A 23,732-nucleotide genomic window follows, 5' to 3' on the forward strand; every position below is an offset into this window, starting at 1 on the left:
ATTGTGAACTCACTGTCCTATTTAAATCATGAGCTGGCAAAGTTCCCTTCTCCGGAGTTTGCCCTGACCGATCCAAACGGACTCTTGGCCATCGGTGGCGATCTACACCCCAAACGCCTACTCAATGCCTACTATGAGGGGATTTTCCCCTGGTTTAACGAAAACGCCCCTATCCTCTGGTGGTCGCCCGACCCTAGAGCCGTGTTCGTGCCCGGCGCGCTCAAGGTGAGTCGCAGCTTGAAACGTGATATTAAACGCCGTCAATGGCGCTTTAGCGTCAACCGCGCCTTTAATCGGGTGATAGAGCACTGTGCCCTCACCCGCCAAGGCAAGGAAGGCACCTGGATCACCTTAGAGATACAGCAGGCCTATAAGGCATTGCACCAATATAACAAGGCCCATTCGGTCGAGGTGTGGGACGGCGACAAACTCATTGGTGGCCTCTATGGGGTCGCGGTTGGCCAGGTATTTTGTGGCGAATCCATGTTTCACCTGCAAAGCAATGCCTCCAAGGCGGCCATGGCCATGTTGCATCAGCACCTGTTGTCACACAGGTACCGATTAATCGACGCACAGGTCATGAATCCTCATCTGGCCTCACTGGGCGCCAAGGCGTTAAAACGCGCAGACTTCATCAATTTATTGAAGCGCTTTCGCGATACCGAGGTCGCCAGCGACGCCTGGCACCCACAAGAGGTGCAGATTGAACTCTAGATCCGACACCATACAGGTGGGTATGACACATACCTTCGACTGCAGTTACCTGCCCAATCAGCAGGAACAGCTATTGGTGCTGCAGGAGGAGTCGCTCGACTTGACCTTGTTTGAGAAACTGCTCGCCCTGGGGTTTCGTCGTAGTGGTGAGACCATCTATAAGCCACATTGCCCCCACTGTCAGGCCTGTCTGCCCATTCGCATTCCGGTCGATGCCTTTATCCCCTCACGGCGCCAGAAACGCACCCTGAAACAGAACAAGGACGTAAGTTGGCACTTAGTCGACACCTGCACCGATGAGCACTATGCGCTCTATGACAGGTACATCAAGGCGCGTCATCATGACGGTCCCATGTATCCACCATCGAGAGAGCAGTACGATCATTTCGTGCAGTGTAGCTGGCACCCCCCAAAACTGTTGGAGCTTCGCCTGAACGACGAGCTGATTGGCGTGGCGGTCACCGACCTCCTACCCAACAGCCTGTCGGCCATCTATAGCTTTTTTGCGCCAGAATTAGACAAACGCTCTCTGGGTTCTTTGATGATCCTGCTGCAGTGCGAACTTGCCAAGCAGATGCGCAAGGAGTACCTCTACCTGGGTTATCAAATCCATGAGTCACGTAAAATGAATTACAAGACGGCCTATCATCCCTATGAGATATTGACCGCAAACGGTTGGCAACGAAGCGAATAACGGCATTTAATTAGAAAAAATAAAGCAAACAGATATTTGCCCAGATAACGAACACCTCTTTACAGAAGCGCTAATTTGCGGCATGATACGCCCGTTTTTAATATTTGAAGGCTAACAGGATAACTGATTAATGGCGAAAGAAGACAACATTGAGATGCAAGGCACTATTCTTGAAACCTTGCCAAATACAATGTTTCGAGTAGAGCTAGAGAATGGTCACGTAGTAATCGCCCATATCTCAGGCAAAATGCGTAAAAACTACATCCGTATTCTAACGGGTGACAAGGTCACTGTTCAGCTGACCCCTTATGATTTGAGCAAAGGGCGCATAGTCTTCCGTTCACGCTAAACGTTAGCTTACGAATGATAAAAACCGGCAGTGCCGGTTTTTTTGTTCCTAATAGATAACGATACCGGGCTAACGACGCGCAATATTAATGCGCGCCCTCATCGCCTAAGGCGAATTATAGCAATCACAGTAAGTGAGCAGAAATAGCACAGGAAAAACGCTTGGGAACAAAGCAGGATTTTTAGGGAAGGTGCGAACAAGTCGTCGCACAGCTCTGGCTTTGATAGCAGCGACAGTTCAAGGCATTCAACTGAGGGCATGCCGAGGCCTGCTGAAGTTGAATAACGCCGAAATGGTGTTGCTATCAAAGCCCCGCAGGGCGAGGCTTACAGCGGTATTTGCTGCGTTACAGTTCTTGCGAAGGACTAGGGCCATTCGCTGCAAACTGTGCCTTGCATCTATCCACTTTAAGCACACGCAGAGCAAGCACACAGCTCTGGCTTTGATAGCAGCGACAGTTCAAGGCATTCAACTGAGGGCATGCCGAGGCCTGCTGAAGTTGAATAACGCCGAAATGGTGTTGCTATCAAAGCCCCGCAGGGCGAGGCTTACAGCGGTATTTGCTGCGTTACAGTTCTTGCGAAGGACTAGGGCCATTCGCTGCAAACTGTGCCTTGCATCTATCCACTTTAAGCACACGCAGAGCAAGCACGGGACTTATTCGCACCTTCCTTAGATAAGTAGTTATTCTACAATTAAAAATACTGATGCCGTTATTGAGCGTTTTAACAAGCTTAAATGCTCAGTTAATTATGACGATTGGTATTAGCCAAATCATGAAAAAAGGCTGCAGATGCAGCCTTTTTATTACCTCTGTATATTATGCCTGTGTCAGCCGCTCCGACTGTTCGACCTTGATGGTCAACTTGTCGCCGTCGACATCCACATGGGCAATACCACCCTTCTCCAGCTTGCCAAAGAGGATCTCATCGGCAAGTGGCCGCTTGATCATCTCGGTAACCACTCGAGCCATCGGCCGTGCCCCCATCGCCTTATCATAGCCCTTCTCGGCCAATAAGGTTCTGGCATCGTCGCTGACATCCAGCACCACAGATTTCTCATCCAGTTGCGCCTGTAGCTCGACCAGGAACTTGTCGACCACCTTGGCGATGACCGTCATATCCAGATGATTGAACCAGATGATCTCATCTAAGCGGTTTCTAAACTCAGGCGAAAAGACGCGATTGATCTCCGACAGCGCATCCTGACTATGATCCTGCTGCTTAAAGCCGATAGATTTACGCACCGTCTCCTGAACGCCCGCGTTGGTGGTCATCACCAGGGTTACGTGCCTAAAGTCCGCCTTGCGGCCATTGTTGTCGGTCAAGGTACCGTGGTCCATCACCTGAAGCAGCAGGTTATAGACATCGGGGTGAGCCTTTTCTATCTCATCAAGCAACACCACACAGTGCGGGTTCTTGATCACCGCATCGGTTAACAAGCCGCCTTGATCGTAGCCAACATAGCCTGGTGGTGCACCAATAAGGCGAGACACTGTGTGACTCTCCATATACTCGGACATGTCGAAGCGCACAAACTTAAGGCTGAGACATGACGCCAGCTGGCTGGTCACCTCTGTCTTACCCACACCGGTCGGGCCTGCAAACAGGAAGCTCCCCACGGGCTTGTGGGCGCCGCTCAAACCACTGCGTGACAGGCGAATCGCCGAGCTTAAGGCTTCTATCGCCTTATCCTGACCAAACACCACCATCTTGAGATTGCGCTCGAGATTCTTCAGCATATCCTTGTCGGTTGCCGATACTGTCTTCTCAGGAATGCGCGCCATCTTGGCAATAATCGACTCGATCTCCGCCTGGCCTATGGTCTTCTTGCGTTTACTCACTGGCTGCATCGCCATACGCGCGCCCGCCTCGTCGATCACATCGATCGCCTTATCCGGCAGGTGCCTGTCGTTGATATGCTTATCGGCTAAACGCGCGGCTACCGACAGGGCCGCCAGGGTATAACGCACCCCGTGATGCTCCTCGTACTTGCTCTTGAGGCCCTGCAGAATCTTGGTGGTTTCTGCCACCGAAGGCTCGTTAATATCGACCTTCTGGAAACGCCTGGCCAGGGCACGATCTTTCTCGAAGATGCTCTGATACTCCTGGAAAGTGGTCGAGCCCATACAGCGAAGATGACCGCTAGAGAGCAAGGGTTTTAGCAGGTTCGAGGCGTCCATCACGCCACCGGACGCAGCCCCAGCGCCGATAATGGTGTGGATCTCATCGATAAACAAGATAGCGTGTTTGTCTTGCGAGAGCTCTTTAAGCAGGCTCTTAAAGCGTTTCTCGAAGTCACCACGGTACTTGGTTCCCGCCAACAGAGCGCCGAGGTCCAGCGAGTAAACCGTGGCATCGGCCATCACCTCGGGCACCTCTTCGTTGACGATACGATAGGCGAGCCCCTCGGCGATCGCCGTCTTACCGACACCGGCCTCACCCACCAGCAATGGGTTATTCTTGCGGCGACGACAGAGGATCTGAATCGAACGCTCGATTTCATCGCTGCGGCCGATCAGGGGATCTATGTTGCCCTTACGTGCCTCTTCATTCAGGTTTGCGGTAAATTGCGACAGCTTGCTACGCTCTTCCGATTCGCTGTGATCTTCAATCTGCTCAGGTTCCTGGGCATTATCCAGCTCATCACGCGCCACGCCATGGGAGATGTAATTCACCACATCCAGGCGGGTGATCTCACCGTTGCGTAGCAGGTAAACCGCCTGAGACTCCTGTTCACTGAATATGGCCACCAATACGTTGGCACCAGTGACTTCGTTACGCCCAGAGGATTGCACATGAAAGACGGCTCGCTGCAATACACGCTGAAAACCTAAGGTGGGCTGGGTTTCTCTGTCGTCGTTAGGATCGCTGATGATAGGTGTGGTCTGTTCGATAAAACTCGACACCTCTTCTCTTAACTTGTCGAGGTTTGCACCGCAGGCGAGCAGCGCCTCTTGCGCCGCTGGATTATCGATTAACGCCAATAGCAGATGCTCTACGGTCATGTATTCGTGTCGCGCGTCTCTGGCTTGTTGAAATGCCAGATTCAAGGTGACCTCTAAATCTTTATTTAACATAAGCACCCCCTAAAATAATCACAAAACTTCGATATTCAGGCTTTCTCTAATGAACACAGTAACGGATGTTGGTTTTGTCTTGCAAACTGATTTACCTGTGCGACCTTGGTTTCTGCAATGCCGAAAGGGAAAACGCCGCAAATTCCCTTACCCTGATGATGAATTGCCAACATGATATCTGTGGCTTCTTGTTCATTTTTATTAAAAAAGAGTTGTAACACCTCGATGACAAAGTCCATCGGGGTATAGTCATCGTTGTTTAAGATCACTTTGTACATCGAAGGCGGCATGAGTTCTGTTTCCGCACGCTCTTCAATATGCTCAATATTACCTACTTTACCCATATTTCAATATTAGCCTCTAGTTTTGGCTTCTTCCAAAAGTTGCTGACCAGCCGGGATAAACCTGTTACTCATCCGACCATTAGAACCAATTGCTGACGAATATAACGCAAATGTTGCCTTTTTGTTAAATTGATCTTGACATCCGCTTTTACTGGTTTCATTCTGTTCAACGAGCGGTGAATTTACCCCGTCTCATAAGTTTTACTATCTTACTGGTCAGTAAACAACAGAAGGAAGTGGAAGTATGGCAAACGGAACTGTGAAATGGTTCAACAACGCCAAAGGATTCGGGTTTATCTGCCCTGAAGCTGGTGGTGAAGACGTTTTCGCACACTATTCTACCATTGAAATGGAAGGCTATCGAACTCTAAAAGCAGGCCAATCAGTCCAATTCGAGGTGGAACAGGGGCCTAAAGGGATGCACGCGTCAGCGATATCGCCCACTAAATAGTTAGTGGGGCCAAAACAAAAAAGGCAGGGTTATCCCTGCCTTTTTTATTGCATTTTTAAACGCCCATCAACACCTAAAACAATCAATAAAAAAGGGCGCCATGGCGCCCTCTTTATTTACTTAACTTTTATTAGCTCAGCAACTGATTCAGCGTTGCGCTCGGACGCATCGCCGCTTCGGCCTTAGTGATATCCAGGCGATAGTAACCACCTAAATCAACCGCAGGACCCTGAGCACCATTTAACTCGGCAACTATCTTGGCTTCGTTACTGGTCAAGGCTTCGGCTAGCGGTGCAAACTGCGCCTTTAGCTGGCCATCAGTCTCCTGAGCGGCCAGCGCCTGTGCCCAGTACATCGCCAGATAGAAGTGACTACCACGGTTATCCAGCTCACCCACACGGCGTGATGGTGAGCGGTTTTCATCGAGGAACTTACCGATTGCGTTATCCAGCGCATCGGCCAATACCTGTGCCTTAGGGTTGTCGTAGTTCTGGCTTAGGTGTTCGAGTGACGCCCCCAGTGCTAGGAATTCACCTAGAGAGTCCCAACGCAGGTGACCCTCTTTCTCAACCTGCTGAACGTGCTTAGGCGCGCTGCCGCCTGCACCGGTTTCAAACAGTCCACCACCACTCATTAGCGGCACGATAGAGAGCATCTTGGCACTGGTGCCCAGCTCAAGAATTGGGAACAGATCCGTCAGGTAGTCACGCAGTACGTTACCCGTTACCGAGATGGTATCCAGACCCTGCTTGATACGCTCTAGCGAGAAGCGTGTTGCGGCCACAGGCGCCATGATGTGGATCTCTAACCCATCGGTATCATGCTCTGGCAGATATTTGTTTACCTTGGCAATCAGCTGCGCGTCGTGGGCACGGTTCTCGTCTAACCAGAATACGGCAGGTGTCGATGACAGACGCGCACGGTTAACGGCAAGCTTAACCCAGTCGCGGATAGGTGCATCTTTAACCTGACACATTCTCCAGATATCACCGGCTTCGACATCGTGAGACATCAACTGATTTCCGGCGGCATCGACAACCTTGACCACACCGTCTGCGGCGATCTCGAAGGTCTTGTCATGGCTACCGTATTCTTCGGCCTTCTGAGCCATCAGGCCCACGTTTGGCACGCTGCCCATGGTGGTTGGGTCGAAGGCACCATTCTCTTTACAGAATTGGATAGTCTCCTGGTACACGCCAGCGTAGCAACGATCTGGAATAAGCGCCTTAGTATCCTTCAGCTTACCATCTGGGCCCCACATCTGACCGGAAGAGCGAATCGCCGCCGGCATAGAGGCATCGATGATCACATCGCTTGGTACATGCAGGTTGGTGATACCACGGTCTGAATCGACCATAGCCAGGGCTGGACGCTCGGCGTAGATAGCCGCGATATCGGCTTCAATTTCGGCCTTCTTGTCTGCAGGCAGGTTAGCAATCTTGGCATACACGTCACCAAAACCGTTGTTAACATCCACGCCGAGCTCTTCAAACAGCTCACCATGCTTGTCAAACAGCGACTTGTAGAACACCTTAACGGCGTGACCGAACATGATAGGATCTGACACCTTCATCATGGTGGCTTTTAGGTGCAGCGACAGCAGCACATCTTCGGCCTTAGCCGCCTCGATTTCGCGCTCCATGTAGGCAACCAGGGCTTTCTTGCTCATGGTCGATGCGTCAATCACCTCACCCGCCAGTAACTTAAGGCCAGACTTCAGAGTCTTAGCGCTGCCATCCTTACCTTCAAACAGGATATCTATGCTAGTCGGCTCGTTGATGGTAACCGATTGCTCGCTACCATAGAAATCACCCGCTTCCATGTGCGCAACATGAGACTTAGAGTCACGGCTCCAGGCGCCCATTGAGTGTGGATTCTTCTTGGCGTAGTTTTTCACCGACGTTGGCGCACGGCGATCTGAGTTACCTTCACGCAGCACAGGGTTAACGGCACTACCTTTGATCTTGTCGTAACGGGCCTTGATATCGGCTTCTGCGTCATTTTGCGGCTCATCAGGATAGTTAGGCAGTGCATAACCTTTGTCTTGCAGCTCCTTGATACAGGCCTTCAGCTGTGGGATCGAGGCACTGATGTTAGGCAGCTTAATGATGTTGGCTTCTGGCTTAGTGGCCAGTTCACCCAGCTCGGCAAGGGCATCAGAGATCTGCTGTTCTGGGGTTAAGAATTCGGGGAAATTGGCAATAACGCGGCCAGACAATGAGATGTCACGTGTCTCGACGCCGACACCCGCAGCTGCGGTGAAATGCTTGATAATAGGTAACAGAGAGAGGGTCGCGAGAGCCGGAGCTTCATCGGTCTCCGTATAGATGATCGTTGGATTATCGTTCATTATTACTTCCTACGTTTTTGTAAAATAAATCGTTTATGAATCAAACAACTATGATGTCATTATTATAATTTTACGATGGCGAATGCGAGGCATGAAAAGGAGAAACTGTAAGGGTGAACGCCCTGGGGCCATGCCCTGACACTTAAACCGATTTAATGCAAAACAAAGCGCGTTTAACATCTCAAAAGCTGTTCACGTTTTGCTATCGATCACATTTAGTTGGCCGACATCATAAATCATTCACGCCAATATTCAAATTCCACTAATGGCCAATGCACAGTACAATGTCAGCATTAGCATACACTCAGCCAAAAGTTTGTCTCGTGACCCAAAAAACACCCGGAGCCAATCAGCCAGTTAATAAACGCAGGGGCGCAAGAAAAGACGCCACATCGTCCAAATCTCCTGACTTCAATGCCAAGGGGAATCATCGCCAGCACAAGCAGGGCTCGGCAGCACCATCGGCAAAAGGCGTTAAGACTAAAGGTCACTACAAGCCCCGTCCCAAAGGCAAGCCAGGGACTAAGCCGAAGCCAAGGCCGCAAAACCCAGTCATAGTGCTATTTAACAAGCCCTTTGACGTCTTATGCCAATTTACCGATGAACAGGGACGTCAGACATTGAAGGATTTTATCCCGATTCAAGATGTCTACGCCGCCGGCAGACTCGACAGAGACAGCGAGGGGCTGTTACTGCTCACCAACGATGGTCAGCTCCAGTCGCGTATCACAGAGCCTAAGAAGAAAACCGACAAGATCTACTGGGTGCAAGTCGAAGGCATTCCCAGCGACGAGGCGCTCAAAGCGCTCAGAGAGGGGGTTAGCCTAAAAGATGGTCCGACTCTGCCCGCCAAGGTCGAGCGCATCGACGAGCCGAATATCTGGCCCCGTAACCCGCCGGTGAGAGAGCGTAAACAGATCCCCACCAGCTGGCTGGCGATCACCATCTGCGAGGGACGTAATCGTCAGATCAGGCGCATGACCGCCCACGTGGGCTACCCGACCCTAAGATTGATTCGTTATAAAATAGGTCAATGGAGCCTGGATGAGATCGCAAACGGCGATTATAAGGTGCTGCCCCAATCCTAATGAGGTAATAGATGGAACGTTATAAACCCAATGTCACCGTCGCCTGCGTGATCGCCAGTGAAGACAAATACCTGATGGTCGAGGAGTTAATCGACGGCAAGCTCACCTATAATCAGCCCGCCGGTCACCTGGAAGCCTTTGAGAGCCTAAACCAAGCCTGCGAACGTGAGGTATGGGAAGAGACAGGCCTTAGCATCCAAGTGCAGTCGCTGATCAACATCTATCAGTTTCAGGCAAATGAAGACCTGGCCTTTCTGCGCTTCACCTATGCTTGTGTCCTCAATGAGCAGCTAACGCCCGCCCCGCAGGATAGCGCGATTCGCCGCGCCCTGTGGATGACATATGATGAGATAGCCGAGCTTAAGACGCAACTCAGAAGCCCCTTAGTATTGCAATGTATTGACGACTTTCATCAGGGAACACTCTTTTCGACAGAGGTGGTCAATAGCCGCTTTCTCTAGTTAGCCCAAAGTCACAATGCATGATAGAATATGCCCCCGCATATTATGGTGGTGGTTTTCCCAGCATGTAGTGCGCAATTTACTTGTAAGAAGGCACTCAACTAAGCAGGCAAAAGAGCGCAGGCAAATGAGCTTGCTCAACCGCAGAAAACGTCACCATAGCTACACGAATTTAATGGTTTTAGGATTTATGGCAGCAATCGAACCCAATCCAAACGGTAAAAAAGTGATCGTCGGTATGTCCGGCGGTGTCGACTCATCTGTTTCGGCGTATCTCCTCATGCAACAGGGCTATCAGGTCGAAGGCCTGTTCATGAAAAACTGGGAAGAGGACGATACCGACGAGTATTGCGCCGCAGCCGAAGATCTTAAAGATGCCCAAGCCGTTTGTGACAAACTCGGGATCAGGCTGCACACGGTCAACTTTGCCGCCGAATACTGGGACAATGTGTTCGAGTATTTTCTCGCCGAATACAAGGCAGGCCGTACCCCTAACCCAGACATCATGTGCAACAAAGAGATCAAGTTTAAGGCATTTCTCGAGTTTGCCGACGATATCTTAGACGCCGACTACATCGCCATGGGCCACTATGTACGCCGCAGCGACGCCTCGGGCCAAAGCCAGATGCTACGTGGCGTCGATGGTAACAAAGACCAGAGCTACTTCCTCTACACCTTGAGCCACGAGCAGATCGCCCGCTCCCTGTTCCCTGTAGGTGAACTGGAAAAGGGTGAAGTGCGCGAGATAGCCAAGAAGATGGGACTGGTTACTCACGACAAGAAGGACAGCACAGGTATCTGCTTTATCGGAGAGCGCAAGTTCACCGATTTTCTGCGCACCTTCCTGCCGGCGCAACCCGGCAAGATAGAGACAGCCGAAGGCGAAGTCATAGGTGAGCATCAGGGCCTGATGTACCACACCCTAGGCCAACGCAAGGGGCTGGGGATCGGCGGCATGAAAAACAGCAATGACGATCCTTGGTATGTGGTCGATAAAGATCTCGAGCGCAACGTGCTGGTTGTCGGTCAGGGGGGGAAGCACCCTCGCCTCATGTCCGTTGGTTTCTATGCCGATCAGCTACACTGGGTCGACAGAAAAGGGCCAAAAGATGGCGCTAAAATCACGGTCAAGACCCGCTACCGTCAACAGGATGTGGCTTGTACCCTCACCTATGAAGGGGAAGATCGCATCAAGGTGCTCTTCGACGAGCCCGTTGCGGCCGTGACCCCGGGTCAATCTGCCGTCTTTTACGACGGCGAGGTCTGCCTGGGCGGTGGCATCATAGACAGTTTGATTAGAGAGTAAGCCGTGAGCGAACCGATATTCGACAGAACCATGGCCTTTGCCGGCATACTGCAGGCGATTGGTCAGGTACAAAAGGTTGCCAGACATGGCCAGGCTGACGATGAGATGCTTGGCGCCTGTCTGAACACCATCATGGTCACCAATCCCGACAGCACCGCCGATGTCTATCAAGACAAGGTCGCACTGAATCGAGGTTACCAGCTGATTTTGAATCAGCTGGGCGATGACAAACAGAAAGATGTCGAAGTGACCCGCTATCTTATCGGTATCCTGGCGTTGGAGCGTAAGCTATCACGCAACTCAAATGCCATGGGCATGTTGGCCGAGCGCATCAATCAAGTACATCGCCAGCTGCACCACTTTGCCATTACCGATGAGCAGGTGGTTGCCAACTTCGCCGGCATCTACAGCGATATAATCAGCACCTTAGGCCCCAAGATACAGATCTCGGGCAATCCCGAGTACCTGAAACAACCTATGGTGCAACATAAGATACGCGCCCTGCTGCTAGCTGCCATGCGCAGTGCAGTCTTGTGGCGCCAACTTGGAGGCAAGCGCAGGCACCTTGTCTTCTCGCGAAAAACAATAGTTGATACAGCTAAGAAAAGCCTCACCCTATAAATAATAAGTTAAGTTCATTAAAGGAGCTTCTAATGGAACTTTCCGCACTAACTGCTATCTCTCCGGTAGACGGCCGTTATGGTAGTAAAACCGCCTCATTGCGAGGGATTTTCAGCGAGTACGGCCTGACCAAATACCGTGTTCAAGTCGAAATCAACTGGCTAAAGCTGCTGTCCAGCTGCCCAGAAATTGAAGAAGTTCCTCCTTTTAGCGAAGCCGCATTGGCCTTGCTCGACCAGATCAAAGACAACTTCAGCGAAGAAGATGCGCTACGCGTTAAGACCATCGAGGCCACCACTAACCACGATGTGAAGGCAGTAGAGTACTTCATCAAAGAGAAGATCGCCGATAACAGCGAACTTACCGCCATCGGCGAGTTTGTTCACTTCGCCTGTACCTCGGAAGATATCAACAACCTGTCTCACGGCCTGATGCTCAGCGAAGCCCGCGAGCAGGTGCTGGTGCCATACTGCCAGCAGATCGTCGACGGCGTGAAGAAACTGGCCCATGAATATCGTTCGGTCCCCTTGATGTCACGTACCCATGGCCAGCCTGCCTCACCTTCTACTTTAGGTAAAGAGATGGCTAACGTTGCCGTGCGTCTTGAGCGTCAACTTAAGCAAATCCAAGCCGTCGAAATCATGGGTAAGATCAATGGCGCCGTGGGTAACTACAACGCTCACCTGTCGGCCTACCCTGAAGTTGACTGGCACACGCTGTCAGAGCGCTTCGTGACCAGCCTGGGCCTTAACTGGAACCCGTACACCACACAGATTGAGCCACACGACTATATCGCCGAACTGTTCGATGCCGTTGCTCGCTTCAACACAGTGCTGATCGACTTCGACCGCGACATCTGGGGTTATATCGCCCTGGGCCACTTCAAGCAGAAGACGGTTGCCGGCGAGATCGGTTCATCGACCATGCCACACAAGGTTAATCCAATCGATTTCGAAAACTCAGAGGGTAACCTGGGTATCGCTAACGCCCTGATGCAGCATCTGGCAGCTAAACTGCCTGTGTCTCGCTGGCAGCGTGACCTGACCGACTCGACTGTGCTACGTAACCTAGGTGTCGGCATGGCGCACTCGCTCATCGCGTATCAGGCAACCCTGAAAGGGATCAGCAAGCTCGAAGTGAACGAGACTCATCTGCGTGAAGAGCTGGATCAGAACTGGGAAGTCTTGGCCGAGCCAGTACAAACCGTTATGCGTCGCTATGGCATTGAGAAGCCATACGAGAAACTCAAAGAGCTGACACGCGGTAAGCGTATCGACGGCGAGCAACTGGCGCAGTTCATCGACAATCTTGAGCTACCAAGCGACGTGAAGGTTGAGCTGAAGAAGATGACGCCTGCCAACTACATTGGCCGCGCCGAAGCGTTTGTGGATGACTTAAAGTAATCATCCCTTAACACCCAACAAGAGGCGGTAGGCAGCAGCTTACCGCCTCTATTATTTTGACAACAAGTAGTTTAAAAATAGCTAGTTTTTAAAGCAAGTAGCTAGTTTTTAAAGTAAGTAGCTTTCAGAATAAGCTTAATTTTCGGCATATACTGCCCCCTATTACTCAGGCCAGACGACCGACCCCATGTATACTCCCAACTTCGACACGCAAGCATTTTTAGCCAACCACTGGCAGAAACAACCTCTGGTGATCAAGGGCGCCTTCGCGCACTTTCAAGACCCTATCGCCCCAGATGAACTGGCGGGACTCGCCTGCGAAGAAGAGGTCGCCTCACGCATCGTGCTGACGAAGAAAGACAACTGGGAGATCATCCAGGGTCCCATAGAAGATTACGCCCCCTTCGGCGAGGCCAACTGGCAGCTGCTGGTACAGGCCGTCAACCATTGGTACCCGGATGTGGAACCACTCGTTAACGCCTTTCGTTTCATTCCCGACTGGCGCTTCGACGATCTCATGGTCTCTTATGCCACGCCAGGCGGCGGAGTCGGCCCCCATATCGACAACTATGATGTCTTCTTGCTCCAGGGCGAAGGCAAAAGGCGCTGGAAAGTCGGCGCCAAGGGGCAATACGCTCCCCGCGGCGGTGATACCCACACGGCGCTGATCGATGATTTTGAGCCCATCCTGGATGTGGTACTCGAAGCCGGCGACATGCTCTATATCCCGCCGGGCTTTCCCCACCGCGGCGAGACACTGGAAACCGCGCTAAGCTACTCCATAGGTTTTCGCGCGCCCAGCCAACAGGAGCTATTTAGCAGCATTGCCGATCACCTCATCGACACCAACGGCGGCAACAAGCGCTTTACCTCAAATCAAGAGCCGGCGAGCCCTGGCCTTTTGAGTGTTGAGCAGCAACAAGGCATGTTAGCCCTGGTCTATGAGATCTTATCTCAGCCCGCTCACTATCAAACCGTACTGGGCCAAACCTTGAGCCAGAACCGCTTCGAGCTTGACCTGTGTGAGCAAGGAGATAACTACACCCTAGAAGAGGTAATGGGGGCATTAGAAGACGGCGCCACATTGCAGCGCATCGGCGGGCTTAAGGTGATTCGCCTCGAAGGCGATAAACAGACCAGACTCTTTATCAATGGCGAGATCTACGCCTTTAAAGAAGCCGATGAGTTGGATGATAAACTTATGCTGCTAGCCGATGCATTCAGCTTCGAGGGCGAGCAGGCATTGAGTCTCTGCCAGCAGCAAGCCATTGGGCAATATTTTGTCTGGCTGCTCAACTCGGGTTATGCCTATCTGGCCTAAAAGCGCTTAGAGCATAACTGATACCCAGTAAATAGTTGACAGAAAAGACCGAAAAGCCGCCTCAAATGGGCGGCTTTTTTATTGCGCTAAAGGCTGTTGTTACAAGCTTTGGCTGTTTAAAACGCCTAGCCTTCTTTCCACAATTTCTCGTCGTTTTGGATCTGATACAGACTCTCGGCGCGTGACACCAACAGCTGGGCAAACTGCGCCTGAGTCTTGTCTTTTACGGCTCCAGATTTAATCAGGTTTTCCGCCTTAAGTTGCCACATCATAGAGAAATGGCGAATGGCTTCGCGAGCGGTGGCGGCCACCTTAACATCGACATAGTCTGAAGGCAGGTCGCCAGACATCACCCAGAAGGTCTGTGGCTTTGGCTGCTTAGACTCCATCTTCCATACCGCGAGGAAAGGCGCAAGGTAACGGCTCTCTTCGGCAATCACTTTACTTGGGATCACCCCTTTTTCTGCCAGGAAGCGATTTGCCTTCTGAAAATGCTCTTTAACCCATTGTTGTGTCAGGGCTTCTTGTTCTTCTGGAGTGAGCGTTTTGGTGTTTTCGACTGCTTGTTCCGTCATACTGCTTCCTATTGTTATAGTTATGCTGTGAAGGGCGAAATGGTGCTGGCAAGCCGCATATTGCGTGAAAATTCACACACAACTTTACGTTAACGTAAAGTGGAAAGCAAAATTGCCACGCCGATCACAATTAATACCAATCTTTGCTTTGTTGAGAGTATCGCTAAATGCTATCGTTCTGCAATAAATATAACAAGCCGTCGAAGCAGCCTCTCTGGCATTCGGCGTTTTAATTCCCAAGCGGAGAACTCATAAAGTGGCAGTATTTAATCATATCTCATTTGATGACCACGAACAGGTCGTATTTTGTCATGATAAAGAAAGTGGCTTACGTGCAATCATAGCCATCCACAACACCAACCTAGGCCCAGCAGTCGGCGGTTGTAGAATGTGGAACTATGAGTCTGATGACGAAGCGCTGACCGACGTTTTGCGTCTTTCTCGTGGCATGACCTACAAGAACGCCCTCGCCGGTCTGGCCATGGGTGGCGGTAAGTCGGTGATCATCGCCGATCCAAAAGTTGAAAACCGTGAAGCCCTGTTCCGCGCCTTCGGTCGTTGTATTCATACTCTGGGTGGCAAGTACTACTCTGCAGAAGATGTGGGCGTGTCGACCAGTGACATCATGATCGCTCACCAAGAAACCCCATACATGGCGGGTCTTGAAGGTCAGAGCGGCGACCCATCACCATTTACAGCGCTTGGCACCTACCTGGGTATCAAGGCCGCCGTTAAGCACCAGCGTGGTCTGGATAGCCTCAAGGGCCTTAAGATTGCCGTTCAGGGCGTTGGCCACGTAGGTTACTACCTATGTCGTCACCTGCACGAAGAAGGCGCCGAGTTGATCGTCACCGATATTCACCAGTCATCACTGGACAAGGTTGCCACCGAATTTGGCGCTACCGTTGTTGCGCCTCAAGATATCTACCATCAGGATGTCGATATCTATGCGCCATGTGCCCTGGGTGCCACCATCAACGACACCACGATTCCGCTGCTGAAGGCCAAGATTGTCGCAGGTTGCGCCAACAACCAGCTTGCCGAACTACGCCATGGCGAGAAGCTCAAAGAGCTAGGCATCCTGTATGCGCCTGATTATGTGATCAACGCAGGTGGTATCATCAACGTCTCGTTCGAGAAAGATTATGACGCGCAGAAGTCTACCGCCAAGGTAGAAGAAATCTACAACACACTGCTGAAGATCTTCGAACTTTCTGATGCGCAAAACCGCACTACTGCCGATGTTGCCGATGAACTGGCCCGCGCCATCATCAATGGCGAAAAGTAGTAAATAACGATTGCCGAATAGAAAAACCACCGACAAGTTCGGTGGTTTTTTATTGCCCGTAATCCATATCTTGCACAATGATATTCCCCTTCGACACGCACCAGAATCCCGCAAAATTTTTCTACTTAGATTTTTCTTTTACCGCCAAAGAGATAATTTTCAGACACAGATTTTTCACAGAGGCGTACTGGAAAATGTCATATTCCTCTGCTTGACTTAGAGGCTCATCATCTTCGCTAGGATTGCATTATGATTAGTTTCAAGTACCACTTTAATCAGGATTTGGTGGAGTTACAGGCCAGTAACTGGATAGGCCTTGAGCAGGTATTTGTTAACGGCAAGCGGGTGTCGCGTAAGCTTAATTTCGGCCCCAAGAGCGAACATGAGGTGAAACTGAACAGTGGCGCCCCCTGTAAGTTTCAACTGTTAATCGATCCCAACAGCGAGCAGATGATCTGCCGCATCTACAAGCAAAATCGCCTGATCACCAGCATCAAACAGGGAAAGGAAAACCTGATGCAAAGTCGTATGCTGCTGCAATCTGTCATCATAGTCATGGCTGTATCTAGCCTAGGCATGCTATTGGCGGTGTGACCCCAAGTAACAATATTATTCGGCGCCTACAGCATCCGGAACACACTAAGGAAGGTGCGAACAAGTCGTCGCACAGCTCTGGCTTTGATAGCAGCGACAGTTCAAGGCATTCAACTGAGGGCATGCCGAGGCCTGCTGAAGTTGAATAACGCCGAAATGGTGTTGCTATCAAAGCCCCGCAGGGCGAGGCTTACAGCGGTATTTGCTGCGTTACAGTTCTTGCGAAGGACTAGGGCCATTCGCTGCAAACTGTGCCTAGCATCTATCCACTTTAAGCACACGCAGAGCAAGCAGTGCCTGGCTAGCCTTCCCTGTACTGGCGCCCTGGATGCTCAGATAGTCGATTATTGCCACCCTCACCGAGTGACCACTAAATCCTGTTGCATATGCCTATTATTCGCCTGTACGCTCCTTGAAATAGTGCCGTTGCATGCAAGCCCTAAGTGAATCAAAGCCATCTCTCCTCGAGATATCGATACCAGCGGACAGACTCAGGACTGATACCACCATGACTAAAGGTTTCGGCGCTTTACCATGTGTTGCAATGAGTGGAGTGAGATATTAGGCCCTAGGATAGGCCATTGATCTTATTGAGGAGGTAGATAAATTGCTGGGATTCGTCTTCAGACAGATTACCGAGAAACTGCTCGTTGACCCGTTCGGCCTCGCAGATAAGATCTTGCTCTAATGCCTTGGCACTGTCTGTAAGGAAAATTTTAAAGGCGCGACGATTGTCCGCCTCTTGATGACGGGTGATATAGCCCTGTACCTGCAACTGATCCAACAGGCGGGTCATGGTGTAGTTAGCCACATCACAGCGCTTGGACAGCTCGGTCTGGGTGATCCCCTCCTCCTGCCATAGGGCAAACAGGACAGGCCAGAGTTTAATGTCCAGCTCATAGCGCTTTAGCCTCTCATCCAAGGCTTTTTGAAGCTCGATATTAAGATGAGATACCAGGTATCCCAAGCTTTCATAGTGTTTCAATCAGCACCTCCAGATACAGTGGTCATGCATTAATACTAACATCTGGTCCTAAAGAAACTAGGGCTCGGCTAACGCTAATTCGTAACGAAAAACCAATTGTCTTATCTTAGAAAGGGTTAAGCATTACTTAACGTCGCCCTCTGGATTTAGCAGGTATTGCTCGATAAAACGATAATAACAGGCTCTTCCAAGTTTAGCCGATAATCCCCTCCCTAAGGAGACAGATATTGCCGCCTCGTCCACCACAAAGGCATCACGCCCGGCCAGCTGGAACTGAGTGCCGATAGAGCTGATCAGGATAAAATTCCCATCTTGTGTCTCTTCATAATCATTGATAATAAAGGGAAACTCGGCGACGTCCACCCTCACCTTCTCAACCGGGGTCATCAACAGATATCCCTCAGGCGTTAGATGTAAAATGGTGGCAAACAGGCGACAAAATTTATCGGGCAACGGCTCATTTCGGTAAAACCAACCCCCCTGGTTATCGATATGAAACAGGGGTGCCTCATCACACAGGGGAACACCCTGCGTGAATTGCTGCAACGCCGAATCCGGCTGGTTATTAGCCATGGTCGATAAGACCCAGTAGCGCCTGCACCGGATGCTTAGGCTTGAAGCCACCGAAGCGTTTAACCTGACTACGACAAGAGTAACCCGAGATCAATATCTGCTCCTTGGGCATCGACTCTATGGCCTTCTCCCAAGACATCTCATACAGGGCCTTGGAGCGCCTAAGATTGTCGCTCTCATGGCCATAGGTGCCCGCCATGCCGCAACAGCCCAGGCTGACGGTACTTAGCTCGGCGCCAAATGCGCTGAAGATCGCCTGCCACTCTTTAGCCGTATTGGGTTTGGCCGTCGATTCGGTGCAGTGGCTGAACCAGGTAAACTGCTTAGTCGACTCTTTCGCCTCACCCAAAGGAGCCTTGGCGTCAATCACCTTAAGCAGCCACTCATTGGCCAGCAGCACGTTGAAATCACCACGACGCTCGCCCAGGATCTCTTTATATTCATCGCGATAACAAAGCACCATGGCAGGATCGACCCCCACCATAGGCATACCCAGGGCGTGCACCTGATTTAAGAAATCGGCGCTGGACTGAGCCGTCTTGGCAAATTTATCCAGGAAGCCCTTAATATGAATCGGCTTACCATTAGGTTTAAAGGGCAGTAACACGGGCTTAAGGCCCAGCTTCTCGATCAGCTTGATGAAGTGATAAACCGTCTCGGCCTCGTAGAAACTGTTGAAGGGATCCTGTACCACGAGCACATATTGATCGCGCTCGGCTTGTGGGATCTGTTGCAGCGCATTCAGATCATAGCCACGACAGGCATGATTCTCTAGACGCTGCTTGAGCGTCGGCACCGACAGCGCTGGCGCATCCACGTAGCCGATAGATTGCTTTATCACCCACTGACTCAGCCTGTTCTGTGAGGCAAAATTAGTCACCTGGGGCATCTTGGCCATCAGGGGCAGACTCTGCTCGATACCCGCGACTAGGTAATCTTTTACCGGACGCAGATAACGCTGGTAATAGATGTTAAAGAACTGCGCCCTAAACTTGGGCACGTCTACCTTCACCGGGCACTGCGACGAGCAAGCCTTACAGGCCAGGCAGCCCTTTAATGACTCCATCACCTCGTGGGAGTAATCATACTCACGCTCTTTCTTCAGGGTGTTCTGGGTACGCTGCAACCAACCAAGGGGCTTGGCCTTCGCCAAGGCCTCGACATCGACCCCTTCTGCCTCCAAGAGACGCAACCATTCGCGCATCAAACCTGCACGTCCCTTGGGCGACTGCACTCTGTCTCCGGTCACCTTGAAGGAGGGACACATAGGCGAATAGGCACTGTAGTTAAAACAGAGGCCATTGCCGTTACAGTTCATCACATCGGGGAAAGCTTCACGAGTTGTGACCGGGATCTGCCGATCAAAAGCGCCGCGCTTAACGCTGTCGACGTTATAGAGCAGCGGACCACTGCCTTTGGGCGCCACCAGCTTACCCGGATTAAGCTTGTTATGCGGATCGAAATAACCTTTCACCTCTTCGAGCAGACCAAACAGGGTTTCGCCGAAGACCGACGGGCCATATTCGCCTCGCACCCCTTTACCATGCTCACCCCACATCAGGCCGCCGTACTTGAGGGTCAAGGCCGCCACCTGATCCGATACCGTCTTGAGCAGTCGCTCATCCTGCGGGTCGCACATATCCAGCGCCGGGCGCACATGTAAGACACCCGCGTCCACATGGCCGAACATGCCATACTGCAGCTGATGACTGTCGAGCAGTGCCCTGAACTCCATGATAAAGTCCGCCAGCTTCTCCGGCGGCACCGCGGTATCTTCGGCAAAGGCGATAGGCTTACGGCTTCCCTTGGTCGCGCCCAGCAGTCCCACCGCCTTCTTGCGCATGGCATAGATGGTGTTGATGCTCGCCTTATCGGCGGTAACCTGATAACCCAGCAGGCCAGCCTGGTTTTCCGCTAGCTGAGTATCTAGCATCGCCTGCAGCTGCTTAACCTTCCCCTCGACCTCCTCTGGTTCACCGGCAAACTCCACCATGTTGAGGCCATCGATTGAGGCACCTGGCACCTCTTCGATCAGCGATGACACCGAATGCCAGATGATATCCTGCTTAGCCAGATTCAGTACCTTGGAATCCACGGTTTCAACCACTGTCGCCTTGGCCTTAACCAAGTCCGGCGCATGGCGCAGCGCAGACTGGAAAGAGTCATACTTGATGTTGACCATCATGCGGGTCTTAGGCAGCGGCGTGATGTCCAGCTTGGCCTCGGTGATCACCGCCAAAGTGCCTTCAGAGCCGGTGAGAATGCGCGACAGGTTAAACTCATCAAATGCCGCGTTCCAGACGTTTTTCAGGTCATAACCGGTCAAGAAACGATTGAGTTTGGGAAAACGCTTCTCCACCTCGTCGCGGTGGGTTCGGGTCATGGCCGCGATATCACGTTGCAGCGCCTCCCCTAAACTGGGCAATTCGAGCGCGTCGAGCGCCTCAAGCGATTGCAGGTCCAGTGGCTTGGTTTCCAATACGCTGCCATCATGCAGCACACTGGTCAGCTCGAGCACGTGATCCGAAGTCTTACCATACACCAGCGAGCCTGCGCCCGAGGCGTCGGTGTTGATCATGCCACCCATGGTCGCACGGTTAGAGGTTGAGAGGTCCGGACTAAAGAAGAAACCATGGGGGCGCAGCGCATCGTTTAGCGCATCCTTGACCACCCCGGCCTGTACCCTCACCCAGCGCTCTTTCTCGTTAATCTCGATCACCTGATTGAAGTAACGGGACAGATCTAAGACCAAACCATGGGTCAGCGCCTGACCGTTAGTGCCGGTACCGCCACCACGAGCACTGAAGACCACCTTATCAAACTCAGGCTTGGTCGCCAGGGTCATGATCAGCCTGACATCGGCCTGAGTCTTAGGATATAAGACCGCCTGTGGCAAAAATTGGTACACAGAGTTATCCGTTGCCTGGGCGAGACGCGCACTGTAACGCTTATCTATGTCACCACAATAATTGCTTTGAGCAAGGGCGTCGAGATACGCCAAGTAAACAGGCTCTAGGGTCTGTTGATGGGATAACTTTGGGAGCATGATGACTTCTTTTCAATTGGTGTTTATTAAAATAATGTTGCCATTATAAACAAAAAAAAGCCGCTAAAAAGCGGCTTTCGTCAATTAGCTTATTCTATCTAAAGAATAATTAGGCGTGAGCTTCGCCCAGGTATAACCAGGTATCAATCACTGTATCTGGGTTAAGCGATACTGTGTCGATGCCCTGCTCTACCAGCCAGGCAGCGAAGTCGGCGTGGTCCGAAGGACCCTGACCACAGATGCCCACGTAAGCGCCTTTCGCCTTAGCGGCCTTGATAGCCATCGCCAGCAGGGCTTTAACGGCTTCGTTACGCTCGTCGAACAGGTGGCTGATGATGCCTGAATCACGGTCAAGACCTAGGGTTAGCTGGGTCAAGTCGTTCGAACCGATTGAGAAACCATCGAAGATCTCGAGGAACTGGTCGGCTAGCAGGGCGTTAGAAGGCAGCTCACACATCATGATGACGCGCAGACCATCTTTACCACGCTCCAGACCTTGCTCTTTCAGCAGCTCGATAACCTGACGGCCTTCTTCCAGCGTACGAACGAATGGGATCATGATCTCTACATTCGTCAGGCCCATCTCGTTGCGTACACGCTTAATTGCTTCACACTCAAGGGCAAAACAGTCGCGGAACGACTCAGAGATATAACGGCTCGCACCACGGAAGCCCAGCATTGGGTTTTCTTCTTCTGGCTCGTAACGGTCACCACCGACTAGGTTAGCGTACTCGTTAGACTTGAAGTCTGACATGCGTACGATAACTTTCTTCGGATGGAAGGCCGATGCGATAGTCGCGATACCTTCAACCAGACGCGCCACATAGTATTCTACTGGTGACTCGTAGCCGGCGATCATCTCATGGATCTCTTGCTGCAGCTCGGCGCTTTGGTCGTTAAACTCAAGCAGTGCCTTAGGGTGAATACCGATCATACGGTTGATGATGAACTCAAGACGCGCAAGGCCCACACCTTCGTTAGGCAGGCGAGCAAAGTCGAACGCTCGGTCTGGGTTCCCCACGTTCATCATGATCTTCATCGGCAGTTCAGGCATGGCATCGACGCGAGATGACATGACGTCAAACTCTTGAATACCTTCGTAGATGTAACCTGTGTCGCCTTCGGCGCAAGAAACAGTCACTTCCTGACCATGCTTGATCTTGTCGGTGATGTCGCCACAACCAACGACTGCCGGTACGCCAAGTTCACGGGCGATGATCGCCGCGTGACAGGTACGGCCACCACGGTTAGTGACGATAGCGCTGGCGCGCTTCATGATTGGTTCCCAATCTGGGTCAGTCATGTCGGTAACCAGTACATCACCTTCTTGGATTTGGTCCATATCTTCGATAGAGGCCAGTACCTTAGCGGTACCGTTACCAATCTTGTGACCGATGGCACGACCTTCGCCAATCACTTCGCTCTTGGTCTTGAGGTGGAAACGTTCGATCAGCTGCACGTCTTCACGTGAACGTACGGTTTCTGGACGCGCCTGTACGATGTACAGCTTGCCGTCGTTACCATCTTTGGCCCACTCGATGTCCATTGGACGACCATAGTGTTTCTCGATGATCATGGCCTGCTTAGCCAGCTCCATCACCTCTTCATCGCTGATAGAGAATTGACGACGCATCTCGGCTGGCACATCTTCAATCTTCACCTGCTTACCATGGCTCAGGTCATCAGAGTAAACCATCTGAATCAACTTGCTGCCGATGTTGCGGCGAACAACCGCCTTGTGGCCGGCTGTCAGGCTTGGCTTATGAACATAGAACTCATCCGGGTTCACCGCGCCTTGTACAACCATCTCACCCAGGCCAAATGAAGAGGTCACGAAGACCACATCGTTGTTGCCTGATTCTGTATCCATGGTGAACATCACACCTGAAGCGGCGGCGTCTGAACGAACCATACGCTGTACGCCAGCAGAAAGCGCAACGCCTTTGTGGTCATAACCTTGGTGTACACGGTATGAGATAGCTCGGTCGTTAAAGAGCGAGGCGAATACATGCTTGATGGCAACCAGTACCGCGTCGAAGCCTTTAACGTTCAGGAAGGTTTCCTGTTGGCCGGCAAATGATGCATCTGGCATATCTTCGGCGGTCGCTGAAGAACGCACGGCGAACGATGCATCGCTAGTTTCTGAGGCAAGCTTGTCGTACGACTCACGTACAACCTGCTCAAATTCACTATGGAATGGGGTATCGATAACCCACTGTCGGATCTGTGCACCTGCGGTCGCGAGTGCATTCACGTCATCGACGTCTAGAGCTTCTAGCGTCTCGTATATCTTCTGGTTAAGTCCGCTTTGTTCAAGAAATTCATTGAACGCAAAAGAAGTGGTCGCAAAGCCACCAGGCACTTGAACACCTGCATTAGCTAGATTGCTGATCATCTCCCCAAGAGAGGCATTTTTACCGCCTACCTTGTTGACGTCACCCATGCCTAATTCTTGATACCAGAGTACATATTGCTGCACAGTTCTATCTC

Annotated in this window: 20 protein-coding genes; 12 read left to right on the plus strand and 8 right to left on the minus strand. The window is 51.5% G+C overall.

The annotated features are described in order from the left end of the window. Nucleotides 1-3 precede the first annotated feature (3 nt). The 3 genes from aat to infA all read left to right on the plus strand — a co-directional run bounded on the left by aat (nt 4) and on the right by infA (nt 1,757). Nucleotides 4-714 carry a leucyl/phenylalanyl-tRNA--protein transferase gene (gene aat / locus L1D47_RS13060; RefSeq protein WP_239885414.1) on the plus strand — a complete coding sequence of 237 codons (711 nt, stop codon included), beginning with the start codon at nt 4-6 and terminating at the stop codon, nt 712-714. Beyond that, nucleotides 704-1,408: an arginyltransferase gene (locus tag L1D47_RS13065; protein WP_239885416.1), complete on the plus strand. Its 705-nt coding sequence runs from the start codon at nt 704-706 to the stop codon at nt 1,406-1,408. The genes aat and L1D47_RS13065 overlap by 11 nt, the downstream gene beginning before the upstream one ends. 130 nt (nt 1,409-1,538) lie before the next feature. Next, nucleotides 1,539-1,757, plus strand: coding sequence for a translation initiation factor IF-1 (gene infA, locus L1D47_RS13070; RefSeq protein ID WP_011865366.1), 219 nt, complete (start codon nt 1,539-1,541; stop codon nt 1,755-1,757). An 820-nt stretch (nt 1,758-2,577) separates the two neighbouring features. Here infA and clpA read toward each other — a convergent pair. Next, nucleotides 2,578-4,836, minus strand: coding sequence for an ATP-dependent Clp protease ATP-binding subunit ClpA (clpA, locus tag L1D47_RS13075; protein ID WP_239885418.1), 2,259 nt, complete (start codon nt 4,834-4,836; stop codon nt 2,578-2,580). A gap of 35 nt (nt 4,837-4,871) precedes the next feature. Continuing rightward, on the minus strand, nt 4,872-5,180 hold the full coding sequence (clpS, locus tag L1D47_RS13080; RefSeq protein WP_011865364.1) for an ATP-dependent Clp protease adapter ClpS: 309 nt from the start codon (nt 5,178-5,180) through the stop codon (nt 4,872-4,874). Between the two features lie 244 nt (nt 5,181-5,424). Here clpS and cspD point away from each other — a divergent pair, with 244 nt between their 5' ends. Further along, a complete protein-coding gene (gene cspD, locus L1D47_RS13085; protein ID WP_011865363.1) occupies nt 5,425-5,631 on the plus strand; it encodes a cold shock domain-containing protein CspD in 207 nt (68 codons plus the stop codon). 130 nt (nt 5,632-5,761) lie between these two features. On the opposite strand, the gene L1D47_RS13090 is transcribed toward cspD, so the two are convergent. Beyond that, a complete protein-coding gene (locus tag L1D47_RS13090) occupies nt 5,762-7,981 on the minus strand; it encodes an NADP-dependent isocitrate dehydrogenase (RefSeq protein ID WP_239885420.1) in 2,220 nt (739 codons plus the stop codon). Nucleotides 7,982-8,304: 323 nt separating this feature from the next. On the opposite strand from L1D47_RS13090, the gene rluE reads away from it, so the two are divergent. The 6 genes from rluE (at nt 8,305) to L1D47_RS13120 (ending at nt 14,181) form a co-directional block, all read left to right on the plus strand. Further along, a complete protein-coding gene (gene rluE, locus L1D47_RS13095; protein WP_239885422.1) occupies nt 8,305-9,069 on the plus strand; it encodes a 23S rRNA pseudouridine(2457) synthase RluE in 765 nt (254 codons plus the stop codon). An 11-nt stretch (nt 9,070-9,080) separates the two neighbouring features. After that, entirely contained in the window at nt 9,081-9,530 is a 450-nt protein-coding gene (locus L1D47_RS13100) for an NUDIX hydrolase (RefSeq protein ID WP_239885424.1), read from the plus strand. A gap of 190 nt (nt 9,531-9,720) precedes the next feature. After that, on the plus strand, nt 9,721-10,836 hold the full coding sequence (gene mnmA / locus L1D47_RS13105; RefSeq protein WP_239885426.1) for a tRNA 2-thiouridine(34) synthase MnmA: 1,116 nt from the start codon (nt 9,721-9,723) through the stop codon (nt 10,834-10,836). Between the two features lie 3 nt (nt 10,837-10,839). Continuing rightward, nucleotides 10,840-11,457, plus strand: a complete 618-nt coding sequence (hflD, locus tag L1D47_RS13110) for a high frequency lysogenization protein HflD (RefSeq protein WP_239885428.1) — start codon at nt 10,840-10,842, stop codon at nt 11,455-11,457. 32 nt (nt 11,458-11,489) lie between these two features. Beyond that, nucleotides 11,490-12,860: an adenylosuccinate lyase gene (purB, locus tag L1D47_RS13115; RefSeq protein ID WP_041511650.1), complete on the plus strand. Its 1,371-nt coding sequence runs from the start codon at nt 11,490-11,492 to the stop codon at nt 12,858-12,860. Nucleotides 12,861-13,047: 187 nt separating this feature from the next. Continuing rightward, on the plus strand, nt 13,048-14,181 hold the full coding sequence (locus L1D47_RS13120; RefSeq protein ID WP_239885430.1) for a cupin domain-containing protein: 1,134 nt from the start codon (nt 13,048-13,050) through the stop codon (nt 14,179-14,181). A gap of 125 nt (nt 14,182-14,306) precedes the next feature. Here the strand turns inward: L1D47_RS13120 and L1D47_RS13125 are convergent, their stop codons facing one another. Continuing rightward, nucleotides 14,307-14,756 carry a DUF4826 family protein gene (locus L1D47_RS13125; protein WP_041511651.1) on the minus strand — a complete coding sequence of 150 codons (450 nt, stop codon included), beginning with the start codon at nt 14,754-14,756 and terminating at the stop codon, nt 14,307-14,309. A gap of 256 nt (nt 14,757-15,012) precedes the next feature. On the opposite strand from L1D47_RS13125, the gene L1D47_RS13130 reads away from it, so the two are divergent. Together L1D47_RS13130 and L1D47_RS13135 are read left to right on the plus strand one after the other, a co-directional pair. After that, complete coding sequence (locus tag L1D47_RS13130) at nt 15,013-16,044, plus strand: Glu/Leu/Phe/Val dehydrogenase dimerization domain-containing protein (protein ID WP_041511652.1); 1,032 nt, start codon at nt 15,013-15,015, stop codon at nt 16,042-16,044. Between the two features lie 249 nt (nt 16,045-16,293). Beyond that, complete coding sequence (locus L1D47_RS13135; RefSeq protein ID WP_239885432.1) at nt 16,294-16,638, plus strand: hypothetical protein; 345 nt, start codon at nt 16,294-16,296, stop codon at nt 16,636-16,638. Nucleotides 16,639-17,206: 568 nt separating this feature from the next. On the opposite strand, the gene L1D47_RS13140 is transcribed toward L1D47_RS13135, so the two are convergent. The 4 genes from L1D47_RS13140 to ppsA all read right to left on the minus strand — a co-directional run bounded on the left by L1D47_RS13140 (nt 17,207) and on the right by ppsA (nt 23,721). After that, nucleotides 17,207-17,623, minus strand: coding sequence for a MarR family transcriptional regulator (locus tag L1D47_RS13140; protein WP_041511654.1), 417 nt, complete (start codon nt 17,621-17,623; stop codon nt 17,207-17,209). A gap of 123 nt (nt 17,624-17,746) precedes the next feature. Further along, on the minus strand, nt 17,747-18,196 hold the full coding sequence (locus L1D47_RS13145) for a DUF1285 domain-containing protein (RefSeq protein ID WP_239885434.1): 450 nt from the start codon (nt 18,194-18,196) through the stop codon (nt 17,747-17,749). Next, on the minus strand, nt 18,189-21,242 hold the full coding sequence (locus tag L1D47_RS13150; protein WP_239885436.1) for an FAD-binding and (Fe-S)-binding domain-containing protein: 3,054 nt from the start codon (nt 21,240-21,242) through the stop codon (nt 18,189-18,191). Before L1D47_RS13150 ends, L1D47_RS13145 begins: the two co-directional genes overlap by 8 nt. Before the next feature lie 109 nt (nt 21,243-21,351). Beyond that, complete coding sequence (ppsA, locus tag L1D47_RS13155) at nt 21,352-23,721, minus strand: phosphoenolpyruvate synthase (protein WP_239885438.1); 2,370 nt, start codon at nt 23,719-23,721, stop codon at nt 21,352-21,354. Nucleotides 23,722-23,732 lie beyond the last annotated feature (11 nt).

The sequence above is a fragment of the Shewanella sp. Isolate7 genome (assembly GCF_022398425.1).
Classification (GTDB): domain Bacteria; phylum Pseudomonadota; class Gammaproteobacteria; order Enterobacterales; family Shewanellaceae; genus Shewanella.

Excerpts from the sequence above, each read along its gene's own strand:
- infA (WP_011865366.1), top strand. The coding sequence starts at position 1,539 with ATGGCGAAAGAAGACAACATTGAGATGCAAGGCACTATTCTTGAAACC.
- clpA (WP_239885418.1), bottom strand. The coding sequence starts at position 4,836 with ATGTTAAATAAAGATTTAGAGGTCACCTTGAATCTGGCATTTCAACAA.
- clpS (WP_011865364.1), bottom strand. The coding sequence starts at position 5,180 with ATGGGTAAAGTAGGTAATATTGAGCATATTGAAGAGCGTGCGGAAACA.
- cspD (WP_011865363.1), top strand. The coding sequence starts at position 5,425 with ATGGCAAACGGAACTGTGAAATGGTTCAACAACGCCAAAGGATTCGGG.
- L1D47_RS13090 (WP_239885420.1), bottom strand. The coding sequence starts at position 7,981 with ATGAACGATAATCCAACGATCATCTATACGGAGACCGATGAAGCTCCG.
- L1D47_RS13100 (WP_239885424.1), top strand. The coding sequence starts at position 9,081 with ATGGAACGTTATAAACCCAATGTCACCGTCGCCTGCGTGATCGCCAGT.
- mnmA (WP_239885426.1), top strand. The coding sequence starts at position 9,721 with ATGGCAGCAATCGAACCCAATCCAAACGGTAAAAAAGTGATCGTCGGT.
- purB (WP_041511650.1), top strand. The coding sequence starts at position 11,490 with ATGGAACTTTCCGCACTAACTGCTATCTCTCCGGTAGACGGCCGTTAT.
- L1D47_RS13120 (WP_239885430.1), top strand. The coding sequence starts at position 13,048 with ATGTATACTCCCAACTTCGACACGCAAGCATTTTTAGCCAACCACTGG.
- L1D47_RS13125 (WP_041511651.1), bottom strand. The coding sequence starts at position 14,756 with ATGACGGAACAAGCAGTCGAAAACACCAAAACGCTCACTCCAGAAGAA.
- L1D47_RS13135 (WP_239885432.1), top strand. The coding sequence starts at position 16,294 with ATGATTAGTTTCAAGTACCACTTTAATCAGGATTTGGTGGAGTTACAG.
- L1D47_RS13145 (WP_239885434.1), bottom strand. The coding sequence starts at position 18,196 with ATGGCTAATAACCAGCCGGATTCGGCGTTGCAGCAATTCACGCAGGGT.
- L1D47_RS13150 (WP_239885436.1), bottom strand. The coding sequence starts at position 21,242 with ATGCTCCCAAAGTTATCCCATCAACAGACCCTAGAGCCTGTTTACTTG.